This window comes from Anaerobacillus alkalilacustris (genome assembly GCF_001866005.1).
Classification (GTDB): domain Bacteria; phylum Bacillota; class Bacilli; order Bacillales; family Anaerobacillaceae; genus Anaerobacillus; species Anaerobacillus alkalilacustris.
Genome location: NZ_MLQR01000050.1, coordinates 181,196 through 198,521 on the forward strand (window position 1 = coordinate 181,196; position 17,326 = coordinate 198,521).

General features: G+C 33.3%; 17 protein-coding genes. 6 read left to right on the forward strand and 11 right to left on the reverse strand.

All coding sequences use genetic code 11. The features are described 5' to 3' along the window. Positions 1-103: 103 nt before the first annotated feature. Positions 104-1,168, reverse strand: coding sequence for an ACR3 family arsenite efflux transporter (gene arsB, locus BKP37_RS18435; RefSeq protein ID WP_071311091.1), 1,065 nt, complete (start codon positions 1,166-1,168; stop codon positions 104-106). Positions 1,169-1,194: 26 nt separating this feature from the next. Next, entirely contained in the window at positions 1,195-1,533 is a 339-nt protein-coding gene (locus tag BKP37_RS18440) for an ArsR/SmtB family transcription factor (RefSeq protein ID WP_071311092.1), read from the reverse strand. Between the two features lie 192 nt (positions 1,534-1,725). On the opposite strand from BKP37_RS18440, the gene arsD reads away from it, so the two are divergent. Together arsD and arsA are read left to right on the forward strand one after the other, a co-directional pair. Then, positions 1,726-2,088, forward strand: coding sequence for an arsenite efflux transporter metallochaperone ArsD (gene arsD, locus BKP37_RS18445; RefSeq protein WP_071311093.1), 363 nt, complete (start codon positions 1,726-1,728; stop codon positions 2,086-2,088). Between the two features lie 241 nt (positions 2,089-2,329). Further along, positions 2,330-4,096, forward strand: a complete 1,767-nt coding sequence (gene arsA / locus BKP37_RS18450; protein ID WP_425425006.1) for an arsenical pump-driving ATPase — start codon at positions 2,330-2,332, stop codon at positions 4,094-4,096. A 464-nt stretch (positions 4,097-4,560) separates the two neighbouring features. Here arsA and BKP37_RS18455 read toward each other — a convergent pair whose 3' ends face one another. Further along, positions 4,561-4,866, reverse strand: a complete 306-nt coding sequence (locus BKP37_RS18455) for an IDEAL domain-containing protein (protein WP_071311095.1) — start codon at positions 4,864-4,866, stop codon at positions 4,561-4,563. Between the two features lie 406 nt (positions 4,867-5,272). Here BKP37_RS18455 and BKP37_RS18460 point away from each other — a divergent pair, with 406 nt between their 5' ends. Both BKP37_RS18460 and BKP37_RS18465 read left to right on the forward strand, forming a co-directional pair. Beyond that, positions 5,273-5,977: a Crp/Fnr family transcriptional regulator gene (locus BKP37_RS18460; RefSeq protein ID WP_071311096.1), complete on the forward strand. Its 705-nt coding sequence runs from the start codon at positions 5,273-5,275 to the stop codon at positions 5,975-5,977. Between the two features lie 39 nt (positions 5,978-6,016). Further along, positions 6,017-6,382 carry a PilZ domain-containing protein gene (locus BKP37_RS18465; protein ID WP_071311097.1) on the forward strand — a complete coding sequence of 122 codons (366 nt, stop codon included), beginning with the start codon at positions 6,017-6,019 and terminating at the stop codon, positions 6,380-6,382. Positions 6,383-6,449: 67 nt separating this feature from the next. Here the strand turns inward: BKP37_RS18465 and BKP37_RS18470 are convergent, their stop codons facing one another. The 8 genes from BKP37_RS18470 to BKP37_RS18510 all read right to left on the reverse strand — a co-directional run bounded on the left by BKP37_RS18470 (position 6,450) and on the right by BKP37_RS18510 (position 15,427). Continuing rightward, positions 6,450-6,959, reverse strand: coding sequence for a DoxX family membrane protein (locus tag BKP37_RS18470; RefSeq protein ID WP_071311098.1), 510 nt, complete (start codon positions 6,957-6,959; stop codon positions 6,450-6,452). 170 nt (positions 6,960-7,129) lie between these two features. After that, positions 7,130-7,333 carry a hypothetical protein gene (locus BKP37_RS18475; RefSeq protein WP_071311099.1) on the reverse strand — a complete coding sequence of 68 codons (204 nt, stop codon included), beginning with the start codon at positions 7,331-7,333 and terminating at the stop codon, positions 7,130-7,132. Between the two features lie 319 nt (positions 7,334-7,652). Then, positions 7,653-8,654, reverse strand: coding sequence for a methyl-accepting chemotaxis protein (locus BKP37_RS20835; RefSeq protein ID WP_071311100.1), 1,002 nt, complete (start codon positions 8,652-8,654; stop codon positions 7,653-7,655). A gap of 690 nt (positions 8,655-9,344) precedes the next feature. Further along, positions 9,345-10,049, reverse strand: coding sequence for a hypothetical protein (locus BKP37_RS20620; protein ID WP_071311101.1), 705 nt, complete (start codon positions 10,047-10,049; stop codon positions 9,345-9,347). Positions 10,050-10,295: 246 nt separating this feature from the next. After that, a complete protein-coding gene (gene yidC / locus BKP37_RS18490; protein WP_071311102.1) occupies positions 10,296-11,090 on the reverse strand; it encodes a membrane protein insertase YidC in 795 nt (264 codons plus the stop codon). Between the two features lie 373 nt (positions 11,091-11,463). Then, positions 11,464-11,751 (reverse strand): hypothetical protein, encoded by a 288-nt coding sequence (locus BKP37_RS18500; protein WP_071311104.1) that lies wholly within the window; start codon positions 11,749-11,751, stop codon positions 11,464-11,466. 117 nt (positions 11,752-11,868) lie between these two features. Next, a complete protein-coding gene (locus BKP37_RS18505) occupies positions 11,869-13,644 on the reverse strand; it encodes a putative bifunctional diguanylate cyclase/phosphodiesterase (RefSeq protein WP_071311105.1) in 1,776 nt (591 codons plus the stop codon). Between the two features lie 22 nt (positions 13,645-13,666). After that, positions 13,667-15,427: a globin-coupled sensor protein gene (locus BKP37_RS18510; protein ID WP_071311106.1), complete on the reverse strand. Its 1,761-nt coding sequence runs from the start codon at positions 15,425-15,427 to the stop codon at positions 13,667-13,669. 296 nt (positions 15,428-15,723) lie between these two features. Here BKP37_RS18510 and BKP37_RS18515 point away from each other — a divergent pair, with 296 nt between their 5' ends. Beyond that, positions 15,724-15,936 carry a KTSC domain-containing protein gene (locus BKP37_RS18515; protein ID WP_071311107.1) on the forward strand — a complete coding sequence of 71 codons (213 nt, stop codon included), beginning with the start codon at positions 15,724-15,726 and terminating at the stop codon, positions 15,934-15,936. A 257-nt stretch (positions 15,937-16,193) separates the two neighbouring features. Then, the gene (gene ald / locus BKP37_RS18520; RefSeq protein WP_071311108.1) at positions 16,194-17,318 is read left to right on the forward strand and encodes an alanine dehydrogenase; all 1,125 of its coding nucleotides are present in this window, start codon (positions 16,194-16,196) and stop codon (positions 17,316-17,318) included. Positions 17,319-17,326: the final 8 nt, after the last annotated feature.

Consider the following 17,326-nt stretch of genomic DNA (forward strand, 5'->3'; position numbering starts at 1 on the left):
AACAAAGTAAACCTTAGTCTTTTCAGTGTGGCATAAGTTTAGCAATCAGTTTAATGTAGTAAATCTACACCGATTGAAATTATAGCTTATATCAATAACGACATTATTTGGCTAACTTTGACTCAGGAAACCAGTGTCGTGTATTGTTTGATATACGAACTAATGCTAACATCAGTGGAACTTCAACGAGAACCCCAACAACTGTTACGAGTGCTGCACCAGATTGAAGACCAAATAATGCAATGGCTACTGCTACTGCCAATTCAAAAAAGTTACTAGCACCGATCATTCCAGCAGGCGAGGCAATCTCATGTGGCAACTTCCATGCTTTTGCCCAACCATATGCAATTGCAAATATGACGAACGTTTGAATGATTAAAGGAATAGCAATTAACACGATATGAATTGGATTGTTTAAAATAACGTCACCTTGGAAAGAGAAAAGAATGATCAGCGTTAACAATAAGCCAATAATCGTAACATTATCAAATTTCTTTATAAAGACATTATCAAAATATTCTTTCCCTCTGTTCTTAATAACGTAAGTTCTTGATAAATAACCACCTACTAGTGGAATAACAATAAATAAAACAACTGATAAAATTAGCGTATCGTAAGGAACTAATACATTACTTACACCTAATAAAATCATAACAATCGGAGCAAACGCAATTAATAAAATCAAATCATTTACAGCTACTTGAACGAGTGTATAGGAAGGATTACCTTTCGTTAAATGACTCCAAACAAATACCATCGCAGTACAAGGTGCTGCCCCTAATAATACTGCACCTGCAATATAGTCAGTTGCTAGATCTTCTGGAATAAGACCACCAAAAATAATTTTGAAAAACAGCCATGCAAATAAAAACATTGTGAAGGGTTTAATTAACCAATTTGTCGTACAAGTCACTATTAATCCCTTTGGCATTTTTAATGCCCCAACAATACTAGAAAAATCAATTTTCAACATCATCGGATAAATCATTAACCAAATGAGAATAGCGACAGGTATAGATACTTGGGCGTATTCAAATCTACTTAACGTCTCAGGTATAAAAGGAAGCCATTGGCCAATAGCAACTCCAACGATAATACATAACGCAACCCATACCGTTAAATAGCGTTCAAAAAAACCAATACCTTTTCCTTCCGTTTCATTACTCATTTCTCTCACTCTCCTCAAACTTCTTATTAATCACAACAAATGTTTTTACCAATTCTCTCTAACTGCATTAACTTTTCACATTGATCAGGGATATGGTCTAATATCGAGAGAATAACCGAATAAGTATCATTTTCTTTATTTAATGAATAAAAAATCCATTGTCCTTTTCTTTTCTCTGTTACTAAGTTTACATCTTTTAATTTACGAATATGTTGACTAATAGACGGCTGGCTCATTTCTAAAAGTTCAACAAATTCACATACACAACAATCCCTTTCTTTCAATAGACTAACTATCGTTAGCCTTGTTTTATCTCCTAATAACTTTAATACAATAATCATTTTTTCTATAGGGATTTTATCCATGAATTCAACTCCCTTTATTAATTTCATTACATGTATTATTATATAAGTATATGCTTATATGTCAATGAGAAATATGATAAACTAAAAAAAGATTTATATCTTACTTAACACGGGGAAAATAACCTTAATACGGTCCGTGTAGTATTGATACAATGTTCAACCCAAAATCTATAACTTAAGGAGAGATTTAACATGAAGACAAAAATTGAAATTTTTGACCCTGCCCTTTGCTGTCCAACTGGTGTCTGTGGACCTGATGTTGATCCAGAGTTAACACGTATGGCAAGAGACGTAGCAACCCTCGTTAATAAAGGTTATGACGTTGTTAGATATAATCTAGCTCAAAATGCGGAACCTTATGTATTAAATACGGATATTAGTATGTTAATGGAAGCTGAAGGAGTAGACGCGTTACCTGCTACGGTTGTTAATGGCAAAATAGTTAAAACACATAAGTACCCATCAAAATCAGAACTAGCTAAATGGCTGGAAATTGATATTAGTGAATTAGAAGTTAAGAAATCAACTTTAAATATTGATCTCAAATCAATATAAATAATTAAACTGATTGGCGAAAAAGACGCTCACCACATATATTTTTAATAAAGTTTCGTGGTGGGCTAAGAGAACTCGTTCTAGCTTCGCTATAACATCGGAAATTCAGATGGGGCCTCAACTCCACCTGAATAGAAGTTCCCACCTAAGCTACGCTTAGAGATGGGAGTCTATGACCCTTAAGTACAAATCAGTTTGATTAAGAATAGTTTGTTTTAAATATACTTGAAAGGTTGGTATCATCATGGAATTATTTCACCCAATGAAATTACCTGAAACTCGACACTTCTTTTTTACTGGTAAGGGAGGAGTTGGTAAAACATCAATCGCTTGTGCTACTGCGGTTGCTTTAGCACAAGCCGGTAGAAAAGTATTAATTGTAAGCACTGACCCCGCATCTAACCTTGAGGATGTATTTAATGAAAAGTTATCAAATACTCCAAAAGCTATCAGTGAAGTGCCTAATTTATTTGCTTCAAATTTAGACCCTGAAGAAGCAGCTAAAAAATATCGCGAAAGTGTCATTGGTCCTTATCGTGGTAAGCTCCCTAAAGCAGCCCTCGATAATATGGAAGAGCAGCTTTCTGGTGCTTGTACAGTTGAAATAGCTGCTTTTGATGAATTTACAAACTTATTATCAAATGATGATTTAACAAAGCAATTTGATCATGTAATTTTTGATACAGCTCCTACTGGGCATACGTTACGTCTATTACAATTGCCAACTGCATGGTCTGATTTTTTAGAAGAAAATACAACTGGCACCTCATGTTTAGGTCCTTTATCTGGCCTTGCATCAAAAAAAGTCCTTTACGCTCGTACGGTAACAGCACTTTCAAATAGTGAAGAAACAACACTAGTACTTGTATCAAGACCAGAGTATTCATCACTAAGAGAAGCCGAACGTGCATCTACTGAGTTAAGTGAACTTGGAATTAAAAATCAAGTACTGATTATTAATGGTGTTTTTCAGGTTTTGGACAGAAATGATCATGTAGCAAATCAATTTGAAAGAAAACAACTTACGGCATTAGAGCAAATGTCAGATTATTTAGAATCTCTGACTATATTTCAACTCCCTTTAGTTCCGTTTAATTTAACCGGAATTGAAGCATTGAAGAAACTGTTTTTACCTGTTGAAGTTACAAATAGAAAAAATACTAATGAACTAACAGCAAATACGATACCACCACTGAGAACTATGGTCGAAGCATTTTCAAAAAATAAAAGTGGAGTTATTATGACTATGGGGAAAGGCGGAGTTGGTAAAACAACAATTGCAGCAGCTATTGCCATTGGACTAGCAGAAAAAGGTCATCACGTCCACCTTACAACCACTGACCCAGCAGCACATTTAACTACCGTATTGAAAGATAAAAAAGTAACAAAACAAATTTCGATTAGTCGTATTGATCCTAAAAAAGAGGTTGAGAATTATCGTAACCAAGTTTTAAATAAAGTAAGAGACACATTAGATGAGGAAAGTTTAAAATACATTGAAGAAGACTTACGTTCTCCTTGTACTGAGGAAATCGCAGTTTTTCAGGCATTTGCCAATATCGTGGACAAGTCAAAAGAAACATTTGTTGTGATTGATACTGCACCTACTGGGCATACATTACTATTACTTGATGCAGCTCATTCCTATCATCGTGAGGTTACTCGTTCTAGTGGGGACATCCCAGAAGCAGTAAAAAACCTATTGCCTCGACTTCGCGATGAAAAAAATACAAACGTAGTGTTGGTAACACTTCCAGAAGCAACACCTGTTTTTGAAGCTAGTCGACTCCAAGATGACTTACGTCGTGCACAAATCTCACCAAAATGGTGGGTGATAAACCAAAGCTTTCAGGCCTCAAACACTACTGACCCTATCCTTCAAGGACGGGCTCTTGCTGAAGAACAGTGGATTAAGAAGGTAAAAGATGAACTTTCGAAACACTGTGTTATTGTACCATGGCAAGCTGATGATATGATTGGAAGCGAAAGTCTAAAAAAGTTGTTATAAGACGAACTTCAATCATAGGCAGTTTTGAGTGCAATTATACTAAATATGATCACCATAGTGGTGCAATGCTATATCTAGTTACATCGACAGTTCGTAACTAGATATAGCTTTATATGGCTCTGTTTAATAATTGGGAAATTTATTAACTACTTTTAAATATATTACTTTGTTTGTATCCCTCGTCATATTTTCCTCTTACGTCCTTACTTACCATTTTAGTTCAACTTTAATAACTTCATCCGCTACCTAACCCTTTCGATTCCCCTAAGTTTTGAGGTGAGGGTCTTACTGCCCTTAAGAGCGGAATAAAAATGGCGTACGAATTATCGTTACTAATTCAATACGCCATTTTTGCTGATATTTAAATTTCTTCCCCTTACAATTGAAATCGTCAGAATAATTCTCATACTTTTCTCCACTTTTCACATCACTTTCACTTTTTTGTGTAGTTTCTTATTATTCACCTACAGATCATATTCTTCTAGTTCAATCGTTAACTCAAATCCCTTTTTTGAAAATTTAATGCCGTCTTTATACTTAAATAAAATTTCATTGTATTTTTCTGCAAGCTTTCCGAATTCTTCCTTGTTACCTTTTTTTAGAGCATGATCGATTTCCTTTTGAAGTTTCGATGTTTGAAAGCGGTAAATGGATACTTCTAAAAACACCTGAGCATATAAGGAGTCAAGTATCTCTACAGAAGGCTCCCTATGGTTATTCATTAATGACAATTTCCTCAACATTTTTTTATTTATCATAAACTTTTCCATATTTAAAACCTCCTTTTTTTAATTATAATAAATTTTTTGATTATTTTCAACTTTCTGATTTTTTAGTCAAGTTATCTCACAAAGTTTTTACTTCAGGTAATTCAGAGCGTAAATTTTTATCTTTTTTATGTATTTATCATCATACTCCACCAATATTCTCTTTTTTTCAAAGCATTTATACTCAAAATATGTTATTTTTAAATAAAAGTATAATAGAAATGCTGTAAAAGTTCCTATGGACCTAAGGCTAGACATTATTCCAACTCCAATAAACTTCCACCTATTATAAAAAAAATCGATTTAATTCTATTAATGTTGTAAAATATAGTAAGATTGTTAACTAATTGATGAATTTATTACCTTATATTCACATGTTAGGTTATTGTTTTTTCTAGGAGGACTACTAATGGTCAAAATTACAAAAGAGACATTTTTTGACGAGTTAAGCGAAGAAGAAAAGCAGTACCTTTTATCACAAGGAACTGAGATTTCTGTCCAAAAAGGTAATTCTTTATTTTTCGAAGGGGATCGTCCTAAACATATCTACTTCATAAAATCCGGTAGAGTTCGCTTAAGTAAAACAACTGTTGACGGAAAAGTTTTGTTTTTTCAGCTGAAACAAGATAATGATTTTGTCGGAGAGCTAAGTTTATATAATAACTTAAAACTTACCTCTAATGCTGATGTTATTAAAGACTCTATATTGGTTAGATTTGAAAGGGAAGTTTTAGAAGATATTTGCCGTGTGAATGGTGCAATTGCTTTAGCGTTTATGAAACGAATTTCTATCCATAGCAACTCCCTTCTTGCACAATTTCGTGATCTTATTTTTTGTGGAAAAAAAGGGGCACTATATTCTATATTAATAAGACTTAGCAATGCTCACGGTACGGCTTGTGAACATGGCATTTTAATAAACAAAAAATTAACAAGTCAAGAGTTAGCTAACTATATAGGAGCAACTAGAGAGAGCATTAGTAGAATATTAAAGAATTTAACTAAAGAAGATGTTATCTCTATAAATTCGAAGTATATTACAATTAAAAATATCGAGTACTTACAAGAGCATCTCCGCTGTGAATCTTGTCCGTATGTTGAATGCACAATATAATTCAATGAGTTGCGTAAAAGTAGAAAAAGAGGGATAGACGTGAAATATAAACGCGATGAAACATTTCGTTATAAATTTATTGAAGAAATATCATTTAACTTTAAAATGATTAGCATCGATGGCATTCCTATTGACAGTAAAAGTTGCGAAGGTGTATTACTTGATATTAGTCCAAATGGATGTAAGATACTTTCTCCATTAGAGTTTCCAGCTCACAAAAATATTGTTTTTTATATTGAGTTTACATTCAATGAGGAACCAATTAAAGTATCTTCTGAACTCGTATGGAAAAAACGTGTAGGGAATAACTTTCAGTATGGACTAAAACTACATTCTACAGAAGATAGTAGTCGTTTAATAGTACAGGAAATAAAAAAGTATGTGAAAAAACAAGAATTAAGTTAGATAAGCAAAGGAGTTATTGGGTCCTTTGCTTATTAAATATAAATCAAATTCAGTTGTCGTTAATCATTTAACTTACTTCAACTTTAGTACCTTCCTTTTTATTAAACAATTGTTTTAGGTAAGGTAGAACCCAACGATCACCACCAAATTTCCCTGCATTTGCACCCGCTACAAGAATAAACATTGAAATTAATACTAGCCAAGGGTTTGTTGAAACAGTCCCTGCAAACATAAAGGCAAAATTCATGACTAGGCCAAAGAAAGTAGCAGCAGTAGTTAACACTCCTAAAATAAGTCCAAGACCAACTAGTAACTCTCCCCATGCAACTAAAAAACTAAAAAGACCTGAATTTGGTATTGCAATATTCTCTAAAAATGATACATACGTTGGATAAACAATCTCGCCTTGACTTACTACTGGATTATTTACAGCTCCATTTAAATATCCACTTGCATCAAAAGAATCACCTGTAACTTTCCCCCACCCCACCGTAAACCATTTCCAACCTAAATAAACACGCAAAAACGTTAAGATACCTGCAGCATAAACATTCGTTCTTAAGAAGTTCATAACCATTAATAATGTCACTCCTTTTGTTTATTCAGCTACGTTAGTGGCCACTAACCAACTTATTATATTATATTGGCAACTATAATAAAAAAGCAGCTTTTTTGTGACAAATTAAGGTCATGATGTGAGTGAAATGTGAAAAACACCCTAAAAATTAGGGCGCTAGAAATAAATAGTTATTTTATTAACTGATAGCCAATCACTTTAAACCCTTGCCCTTTTAAAAAGCGTATCGTTAAATTTTTAGAAACGTAATCAGAGGCTACTACAACAACTTGATTACTCGAGATTTGTTGATGATGCCGCTTTAAATAAGCATACGGAAGATTAACAACAGCGCCTTGAACTGGTTTTTGAAGAGCAACTTGATAATCTCTCACATCTAAAAATACTGTATTGTTATTTACTTTTTTTGATCTCCATCCATATTTCGGACGTAAAAAACAGGAAAATACATTTGATATAAATAAAAAAACAGAAGTAAGAAAACAACAATTAAAATAATGTACATGCCCTCCCCAAAAGTTCCTTCACTTTTATGACACATTTTCTATTATATTGAACTCGCAGCCTTTAGCCAAGACCATTGTCTCATTTTCCTCCAAAAAAGTGCTTGAAGAAAAAATTTTTCTTCAAGCACTTTTTTTAATTCATACCATTCACTTTAGAGTAAAGACGACCGTTTGTAATTATTACCCTTTATAAATTTTCGCTTACAATTACTGACCAACCTTTACCTCGGTATGCATTATAGCCTTTCGTCTTACAAAACGCATATATCTTTTCTTGACCACCTATTTTTTCTTTGGTATAACCATATTTCTCACCAATTTTAAGTTGTTTTACTGCTTGTAATTGGTTGAGGTCTTTTGTTAATATGCCTTGATGGTTATGACTTGCAATAACAATTCCGTCTTCGTTTATTAAATATAGCTCACTATCTTTACTAATTTTTACAGAGTCAATGATTTCATAAATGAAATTCCAATTAAATCGTGTTGTAAAAACACCTATTACTTGACCATTGTCATCACGCACTGGACAAGAATATCCCATTGTATGACCGTTCATTACTTCTGAATAATACATATCTGTAACATGGACATCATTTGTTTTTAATACTTCTTTAAACCAAGATCGTTCTGACATGTTTTTACCAATAATATTTTGATTAACTCCTGAAGCTACAATTTTACCAGTAGTATCCATTACAAAAAGGTCATAATAAACTTCATAAATATCAACTATTTTTTTCATTAAGTTTGTAGCACGTTTTTGGGTTTTTTGATCTACGTTTAACAGGCAATCTTTTATCGCATTAAATGTGGCCCAGGCTTGTACATCACAATTTCTTTCAAATAAATTCCGGTCAATTTTATCAATTGTATCAAAAGCAACATCTGCTGTTCTTACTGCAATTACTTCATTTGCTTTCTTTTGAATATTTTCAATTAGTTTATAACTTTCTTTATTCGTCGTTAAACTTAAGTCTGCAAATCGCTTAATTTCATTAGCAACAACGGAAAATCCCCTTCCGGCCTCCCCAGCTCTAGCTGCTTCAATTGCTGAATTTAGCGCCAATAAATTTGCTTGTGATGCCACTTGATTAATCGTTTTTACGACTTTTTCCATTTGTTGATTGGCTTCTTTTAGCTCATTGAGTAATGTGGATGCATTTATTTCAGTGGTTGTTTTGCTCATTGTATAAAACTCCCTAAGTTATAATATTATTAATATTATAACAATTCATTAAGTCTCTGTTAAATAATCTTCTGAAGTTCACAGATTTTTAACATTTGTTCTAAGTATACTTTAGGAAACTTCAGAAAGTCCAGACTAATAAAATCCTTTTTTATTTAGTATACCGCTTCCCTATAATAGAAGGTCTCTCATTCAGAGTGTCTCTAAACCATTTTCCATAACCCTTTAGCTTTGGAGTTGAGTTAAGGCTTAACTACCTTAAAAGCGATAAGAAAAGCGCAAGGCGCCCGCCTATCGGCGACAAACACTGGAAGACCTGCTCGTAGCGGTCGGGTTTTTGACCGAAAGAGAAGGTCTGAAGTGATCGAGCCGATGGCGCCTGTAGCTAGACAGTTTCCAAGTTAGAAATTTATAAATTCTGATAGTGCAAGAAAAGCGCAAGCGCCTTCGTCACGAGCAGCTGCTCCTGTGCCACTCCGTTTGCTCAAGAGCAATTGTTTTCCGTGCGACGAGTAACCGCAGGAGCAAAGCTGCATGAAGCTATTCAGAGACGTTATTCATGTAGTTATTCAAGTCAATAGCTTGACTGAAGTGACCGAGCTCGTAGTCGCTGAAGCTAGACAGTCTCCAAGTTAGAATTTATAAATTCTGATACTAAAAATAACTAGCATTTTCACTAGCCATTATTAACTATTCTATTATTTGTGCAATAAGTGGTTCTTCTGAAAGTTCCGGGATTAGATATACAATTTGAACTAATCCTTTTCCTTTTGCAAAATAATATCCTTGAGCTATATCCTCATCATAATCAACAATAATCGTTTCATAGGTAACATCGTTAATAGTAACTTCTGCATCTGTTTCAACAATCTCCCCACCACTCCAGGTCCTTTTCTCTTTAATAGGTAATGATAATACAATTTTCTCATTATAAATCGGGAGATCATATAGGTCACTTCCCTCTGAAACTGTAGCCATTTCTTCATAAAGGTCAAGGTCTTCTTCAGTAACTTCAAATACAATTGCGATTTTATCTTCTCTAACCTCATATACTCGATAAAAGCCGAGAGCTGACCCATAATGACCACGAACAAAAAAGCGATCATTATCTTTATATAAAACTTCTATGCCCTCTCCTAACCCATCCATGGCATGAACAACATCATACCTATATCCCACTTGTAGTGGGAGGTATTCGAAAAGAAGCGTTTTAGCTGAGTTTTCATCTACTTCTTTATCTGCTACTAACCCTTGATCTTCGGATATTTTTTCAATATCATTTTCTTTCTCAATTATTTCAGTTTCCAAAGTATCTTCTTGTACAATTTGCTGACAGCCAACAGTAAAAAAAAGAGTTATTATTAACAAATGAATCATTAGTTGTTTAATGCCCATGTAATACCCCCATATTTTTTCTTCCTTACTTTTCTAACCCTTTTTTACACAAATTAAACCATACACCTTACCATCAAAAAAAGTTTTATTTTTCACCAAATCTTATCTAACTCTCTTAGGTTTTTCTGTGGGACCTTACTATGTAAAAGTAGAAAAATAAAATAATGTAAAAATGAAGGGGCGATTAGCTAAAATGTAACGTAAGTCACATCTTAACCAACCGCCCCAGTCAACGCTATAGTTTCATTAACTATTTGCTGTTTCTTGTTTGATTTGTGATCTATCAATATTTAAGAAATAGGCTTGAGCAATACCAAAAATTCCACCAACTACCCAATATAACGAAAGAGCAGATGGGAGACTTATCGCAAAAACTAAAATCATGGCTGGCATAATATTATTTACTATAGCCATTTGTGTATTAACAGGATTTTGAGCAGCGGTCACTTTTAATTGGATAAATGTTGTTATCGCCGCAAGTATAGGTAAAATATATAGTGGATCGGGTGCTCCCAAATCAAACCAAAGAAATGAATGGAGAGCAAGCTCTTCTGTACGCATAATTGCATAATAGAAGGCAAGCATAATTGGCATTTGTATTAATAGTGGTAAACAACCACTTCCTATTGGATTAACACCTTCAGCTTTAAAAAGCATCATTGTTTCTTCTTGAAGCTTTCTTTGGTTTTTTTCACCTTTACCTGAATACTTTTCTTTTAATTCATTTAGTTTTGGTTGAATTAAACGCATCGCCTTCATATTCTTTGTTTGCTTAATCATTAACGGTAATAACATAAATCTGATTAGTATAGTTACAGTAATAATTGAAAAGCCAAAACTATTACCAAAAACCACTGCAGTTTTCAAAAGCAACCAAGAAAATGGATAAACAAGATAATGATTAAAAACACCAGGGCTATCCGCTGTTATCGGACCTGCAGTCATACCACAACCTGTAAGTGAAACCAATGTTAAAATTAATACGAGAACTAAACTACCTTTTCTATATTTAGATGTGAGCAATTGGAGATTTTTCCCCATCTTTTATTTCCTCCTCTGTATTTGAAATATAATTTAAGAGAAGGAAAACAATGCTCTTCATCTATTGAATTACTACCAGTTTCTTTAGTAGGGATTTTTCGATAAACAATATGAAGTCTTTCAAATAAAAAGATATCACATATATTTGTGTTAAATATATTATTGTTTACTTTGCAAAAGGATTGTTGCTTCCTTAAAGTTGGATAGCAGCTAGAACGAAAGACGAAAGCTACAACAAATAGAATAGAAAGCAATATAGAGAGCCAAATTATAGATAAATCAAAAGGAAATTCCACCAATTCTCACCTCCTGTTAGCTAAAAAATAATAAAAGGAACGAGTACATTGTACCACTTACATTACAGTATTGACTATTAATAAAACGTTACGATGTAAAAAAATGAAATGAAAAATATTGCACCTAAACCTAATACAAACAAACTAGTGTTTACCCATTTTTTAGGGGTTTCTACATTCTCACTAGAAATTGCTACTAGAACAAAAATAACCAAGGCAATGATCATGAGTAAGACCGCGTCTAAAAGCGGTCCAAATATATTTAACTCTATATTTGCCTTCCGATAAATGTCAATGTTTAATAACAGAGCTGCAATCCATGCAATGAATAAAAATGCTGCAATACTTAAAGAAACACGTTTCACTTTTGTTCCCACCTTTATCCTCATTTACTACTTAGCTTATTTTTTCCAATATATCAAATTCCATACAGGAGCACCTTTCATTCCTAAGTAACATTATTCGGATTTTTAGTAGTCTGATTACTGCTGCTTCATTTTTTTTAGAAAGCTTTCAAAATCATGTGGATTTAGAGGTTTACTATATAAGTAGCCTTGCATTTCATCACATTTATGACGATTTAAAAAATTAACAATTTCGACAGTTTCTACACCTTCTGCAATTACATTCAGTTTCATATTGTGCGCTAAACTAATTATTGAAGTAACAATTGCTTGATCATTTGTATCTTCGATTAAATCTCTAACGAACGATTGATCTATTTTCAAAGTATCAATTGGAAAACGCTTTAAGTAACTTAAGGAAGAATAACCTGTCCCAAAGTCATCGATTGATATTTTTACACCGTGGCTTTTTAAACGATATAGTGTTTGCAAACAATCTGCGCTATTTTGCATTAATCCATTTTCTGTAATTTCCAAATCAACATATTTAGGCGCTAATCCTGTTTCCTGTAATACTCTTTCTACTTTGCTAACAAAATCAGGGCGTTGAAATTGTTTCGGTGAAATATTAATTCCCACTCTAATATATAAACCTAATTCATTCTGCCAATTTTTCACTTGTTGACATGCAGTCTTCAAAACCCAGTCTCCTATCGGATCAATAAGACCTATTTCTTCAGCAAGTGGAATAAATTCATTAGGGGCGACAATTCCTAATTCAGGATTATTCCAACGAACTAATGCTTCTACTCCAATGATCTTATTCGTTTTCATATCAATTTGGGGTTGATAATGTAGGAAAAATTGATTTTTCTCTAATGCGATGCGAAGTTGAGCTTCCATTTTCAACCTCTCTGAATAAGCAGTGTTCATATTTTCAGAAAAAATTTGATATGTATCTTTCCCTCGTTCCTTAGCATAATGCATGGCAGTATCCGCACATTCTACTAGTTTTTTTAGGCTAGTACTTGAATCGGGATAAATACTTATGCCAATACTACAAGTTAACATAAGACTATTTCCTTGAATAATAAAGGCTGACTTAAATATTTGTAATATTTTCTCAGCTAACTCATCAATTTGCTCTTCTGTATCAACTTTTTTAATCAGAAAAATAAATTCATCGCCACCAAAGCGGTACAAAGTAATATACTTATTTTCAATATCTCGTAGTTTTTTTGCAATATCCATAATTAACTCATCGCCAACTTGATGTCCTAACGTATCATTAAAAAATTTAAAACGGTCTAAATCAAGAAAAAATAGGGCAAAAGGATTTTGACTTTTCTTTTCTAATTGTATTTTTTTTAATAAGTCTTCTTCGAAACAATGTCTATTGGGCAATTGAGTTAAAGGATCTATTGAATAGATAATATTTAATTGTGATTCTGCACGCCTTAGTTGAGTTACATCATGAAAAGCGATGATGAAGTGGCTTACCTCATCATCTCTTCTCACTGGTGAAATATGCGAATGTATATACATAAGTTCGTCAGAAATTTGATGCATGGTTTCTTCAAAAATTAAATCTCCTACATTCAAGTTTCTACCTAAAACTTTTTGCTCTATATTAATCACATCATTTTCAATAATACCAACCTCTCTTAATTTGGTTGATAACGGAAGGTGATCATTTGAATATAAAATCTTTCCATTTCGGTTGGTAATAAAAATAGTAACAGTTTGCCCTAGGACAAAGCAGAGGCTATCAATAATTTGTCTTAGTTTAATAGCCCCTTCTAGTCCTTCCTCCAATTCAAACTCCCGGAAAATTTCAATTAATTTATACCTGACATTAGAAGGCTTATCCTTTTTACGTTCAGTTTCATGATTATATTGACTACTTATGTTCATACGGCCTCCAAATAGTTAGCATCTAGCTGTGTTGATGCCTCTTACCTGTTTTTCTTTCAGCTACACCTAGACTTAGTTCGTCTAAACACTCTTTAATAGCTTCAGTTTTTGTGTCTAGTTGTTCTAATATTTGACTAATTTCAGAAAAATGACCTCGTTTCATAGCTTCTAACGCATCATTAGCTAAAGTAAAAATATCATTGTGCAATTTTTCTGCCGTTGTGAAAACGGATTGAGAGTGAATCAGTGGATCATTTTTTATGGCAGTAAACCAAGTTGATAAACGACTCTCTTGTCTACGAGCGATGTCTCCCTCACTTAAATCATGGAATTCGATCATCGTATTATATATCCACCATTTCCACGTTTCATATTCAGTTTTCATTACTCGTAATAAATTTTCACCATTAAGTCGTGGAATTGATTTTAATACTTCTTTTCGTAATTCATTAACTTTATAGCTTGCATCGTAAATCGTACTACCAGTTTCTTTTGTAGCTGTCCTTATTTCATCAACATGCTGTAACACTTCGTTTATTCTTGAAGTAATATCCTGAGTAGCAGCAGACTGTTCCTCTGCAATTGCAGCGATATTTGAAGTTGCTCCACCTACATCTTCTATTCTTGTGATAATTTGATCTAGAACATCAATAGCATCTCTTGTTTTGTTAACTCGCACACCAAGTTGCGTAGACATTCGATCAGAATTTTGATCTACTTCATTTGCCTCAGCTTGAATCTTTTCTATAGTAGCTGTAATTTTTTGAACCGACGTATTCGTTTGCTCAGAAAGTTTACGGACTTCATTTGCTACAACTGCAAACCCTTTTCCATGTTCTCCAGCTCTAGCTGCTTCAATAGATGCATTTAAAGCTAATAAATTCGTCTGTTCCGAAACATCACGTATAAATGAAACGACAGTAGTAACATTTTGAATTTCTTTAAGAAGATTATTAATTTTCTCCTTTGTTTCACTAAAATCTTCTGTCATAGAAAGGAAACCTTTTAATGACTCTTCAATTACTTTTTGACCATTATTAGCTTGGAGAATTGTTTCTTGAGCATTTTCCGAAACATTTATGGCATTATTGGCTACTTCTTCGACCGAAGTGGAAAGCTCCTCGGCAGCTGCCGCTACTGCTTCTGCTTCTGCAATTGTACTATCAACAACAGCTAATAGGTCCTTCATTTTATTAATTTTTGTTATTAATTCCATGACAGAACTTATATTAGAAACAACTTTATAATCATTTCCTTCTTGATAAGATTCAAGTACTATTTGTGAATCTAACGTAATAAACTTTATTAGGCTTAATAATAGTTCAGATAATTGTTCAGGAGAGTTTCCAAATTCAGAAATAATAGCGGGTATAAGATACTCATATACACGTATGTAAGACCCAGTGTAAAACTCTGGTGTTAACCGGATCTTACTATGTATATCTCCAATTTTTACTCGCCCTGAAATATATTCTTCATTAATTTCCGACCTTGGAATAGACTGTAAATATTTAACAAACGTTTTTGACAATCTCTCCCTTGTACTATGTTGATCGATGATATTTTGTAAATTAGCAAATCTCCCCACCATTTCATAATGTCTTTCCGTTATATCTTCACAGTATTTATCAAATAAGTAATCAAGCTTTTTAATAATTTCTAAGTCTTTATTATTTAGCTGTAAATATGATAACTTATTTTGCATTCGATCTGTTGATTGAATATCTGTATCCTTAAAGGGTTGAACCTTTTTCTCCACATTTATTCTTTTCGTAAAAAACATCGAAATCCCCCCTACTACTTAAATCTAAAGATTACTTCCACTATCATTGTAGCCTTATATATGAAAGTTTCAAGTGAATAGTTCGTTAATTTATCATGAATTTTTTTAAACTTCAATTGTTTACAAGGTAATTTCCCTAGAAAGCATGACTTCAAGTTTTCTTTAAATAGCTTTTATGAAAGTAGTTTTTTTCTCCTAATATATCTTGTTACCTAAATGTATGAAAAAGTGTTTCCTTATTGTTTTATTGGGAATACTTTAATATAAAGCAATAATATAAGAAGGGAGATTGGGGTATGGAGACAACAAATATCAATTCAGAGGATATTAAGTCTGCATCATATGATGATGTTACACATCAATTGTACATTCGGTTTACTAATGGTGATTATTATGTATATTATGACGTTATTCCAATTGATTATGTAGGGTTCTTATCTACAAGTGATCATAGTAAATATGTTAGAGATCGCCTTACTATAAAATATGATAAAAGGAAACTACATTAAAAGAAAAGCACCCCTTTGAATTCACCAAAAGGTATTTCAAAAAAATTATAGTATTTAGTAAAAGCTGAACTTGATGTTGTATTCAAGCTCAGTTTTTTTCTGTTAGATTTTCTCCCGTAATAATGAATATTCATTGCTTCGATAAATAGATACAAATTATACTATACTTATATATTTCAATAAATTTCATAATACACTTCTATATGATTATTTGGATATGAAATTCACTCAAATAAGAGGAAAAAGAGGGATTAACAATGATAATTGGTATACCAAAAGAGAAAAAAAACAATGAAAATCGTGTTGCTATTACCCCTGGTGGTGTAATTACCTTAGTGAATTCTGGTCATAAGGTACTAATTGAAACAAATGCAGGGGTTCGAAGTGGCTTTACAAATGAATCATACATTGATGCAGGTGCAACAATTCTTGATAATGCTGCTGACGTTTGGTCAAAAGCTGAAATGATTATGAAAGTTAAAGAACCTTTAGCCAGTGAATACGAATATTTTCGTGAAGGCCTCATTCTATTTACGTATTTACATTTAGCAGCTGAACCTGCTCTTGCCAAAGCATTAACTAGTAAAGGTGTTATTGCAATAGCTTATGAAACAGTTGAAGTAAACAAGACTTTGCCATTACTAACTCCGATGAGTGAAGTCGCTGGGCGGATGGCTTCGCAAATTGGTGCTCAATTTTTAGAAAAACCTAAAGGGGGAAAAGGCATCTTACTAGCTGGTGTTCCAGGTGTAAAGCGGGCAAAAGTTACCATTATTGGTGGTGGTGTTGTAGGTACTAATGCCGCTAAACTTGCAGTCGGCTTAGGAGCAGATGTAACTATTATTGATTTAAGTCCAGAACGTTTACGCTATTTAGATGATATTTTTGGATCTAGTATTAATACATTAATGTCAAATCCATTAAACATTGCTGATGCCGTTCGTGAAAGTGACCTAGTGATCGGAGCCGTTTTAATAACAGGTGCTAAAGCACCTAAGTTGGTGACTGAAGAAATGATTAAAACAATGTCCCCAGGCTCAGTTATTGTTGATGTTGCGATTGACCAAGGTGGAATTTTCGAAACTGTTGATCGTATTACTACACATAGCGATCCTACTTATGAGAAACATGGTGTTGTGCATTATGCTGTTGCAAATATGCCAGGTGCAGTACCTCGAACGTCAACAATCGCTTTAACAAATGTAACGATATCGTACGCTCTTCAAATTGCAAATAAAGGGGTGTTTGCTGCAGTCGTCGAAAATAAAGCGTTAGAATTAGGTGTGACCGTTGCAAATGGTTCCATTACTTATGAAGCTGTTGCTAAAGACTTAGGTTACGATTATGTACCAGTTTCAGAAGCCTTACACTATCGAATATAGTAATAAGG

Coding starts and splice junctions, on each gene's coding strand:
- BKP37_RS18455 (WP_071311095.1), bottom strand. CDS start 4,866: ATGGAAAAGTTTATGATAAATAAAAAAATGTTGAGGAAATTGTCATTA.
- yidC (WP_071311102.1), bottom strand. CDS start 11,090: ATGGGGAAAAATCTCCAATTGCTCACATCTAAATATAGAAAAGGTAGT.
- ald (WP_071311108.1), top strand. CDS start 16,194: ATGATAATTGGTATACCAAAAGAGAAAAAAAACAATGAAAATCGTGTT.
- BKP37_RS18505 (WP_071311105.1), bottom strand. CDS start 13,644: ATGAACATAAGTAGTCAATATAATCATGAAACTGAACGTAAAAAGGAT.
- BKP37_RS18515 (WP_071311107.1), top strand. CDS start 15,724: ATGGAGACAACAAATATCAATTCAGAGGATATTAAGTCTGCATCATAT.
- BKP37_RS18460 (WP_071311096.1), top strand. CDS start 5,273: ATGGTCAAAATTACAAAAGAGACATTTTTTGACGAGTTAAGCGAAGAA.
- BKP37_RS20835 (WP_071311100.1), bottom strand. CDS start 8,654: ATGAGCAAAACAACCACTGAAATAAATGCATCCACATTACTCAATGAG.
- BKP37_RS20620 (WP_071311101.1), bottom strand. CDS start 10,049: ATGGGCATTAAACAACTAATGATTCATTTGTTAATAATAACTCTTTTT.
- arsD (WP_071311093.1), top strand. CDS start 1,726: ATGAAGACAAAAATTGAAATTTTTGACCCTGCCCTTTGCTGTCCAACT.
- BKP37_RS18470 (WP_071311098.1), bottom strand. CDS start 6,959: ATGGTTATGAACTTCTTAAGAACGAATGTTTATGCTGCAGGTATCTTA.
- arsB (WP_071311091.1), bottom strand. CDS start 1,168: ATGAGTAATGAAACGGAAGGAAAAGGTATTGGTTTTTTTGAACGCTAT.
- BKP37_RS18510 (WP_071311106.1), bottom strand. CDS start 15,427: ATGTTTTTTACGAAAAGAATAAATGTGGAGAAAAAGGTTCAACCCTTT.
- BKP37_RS18440 (WP_071311092.1), bottom strand. CDS start 1,533: ATGGATAAAATCCCTATAGAAAAAATGATTATTGTATTAAAGTTATTA.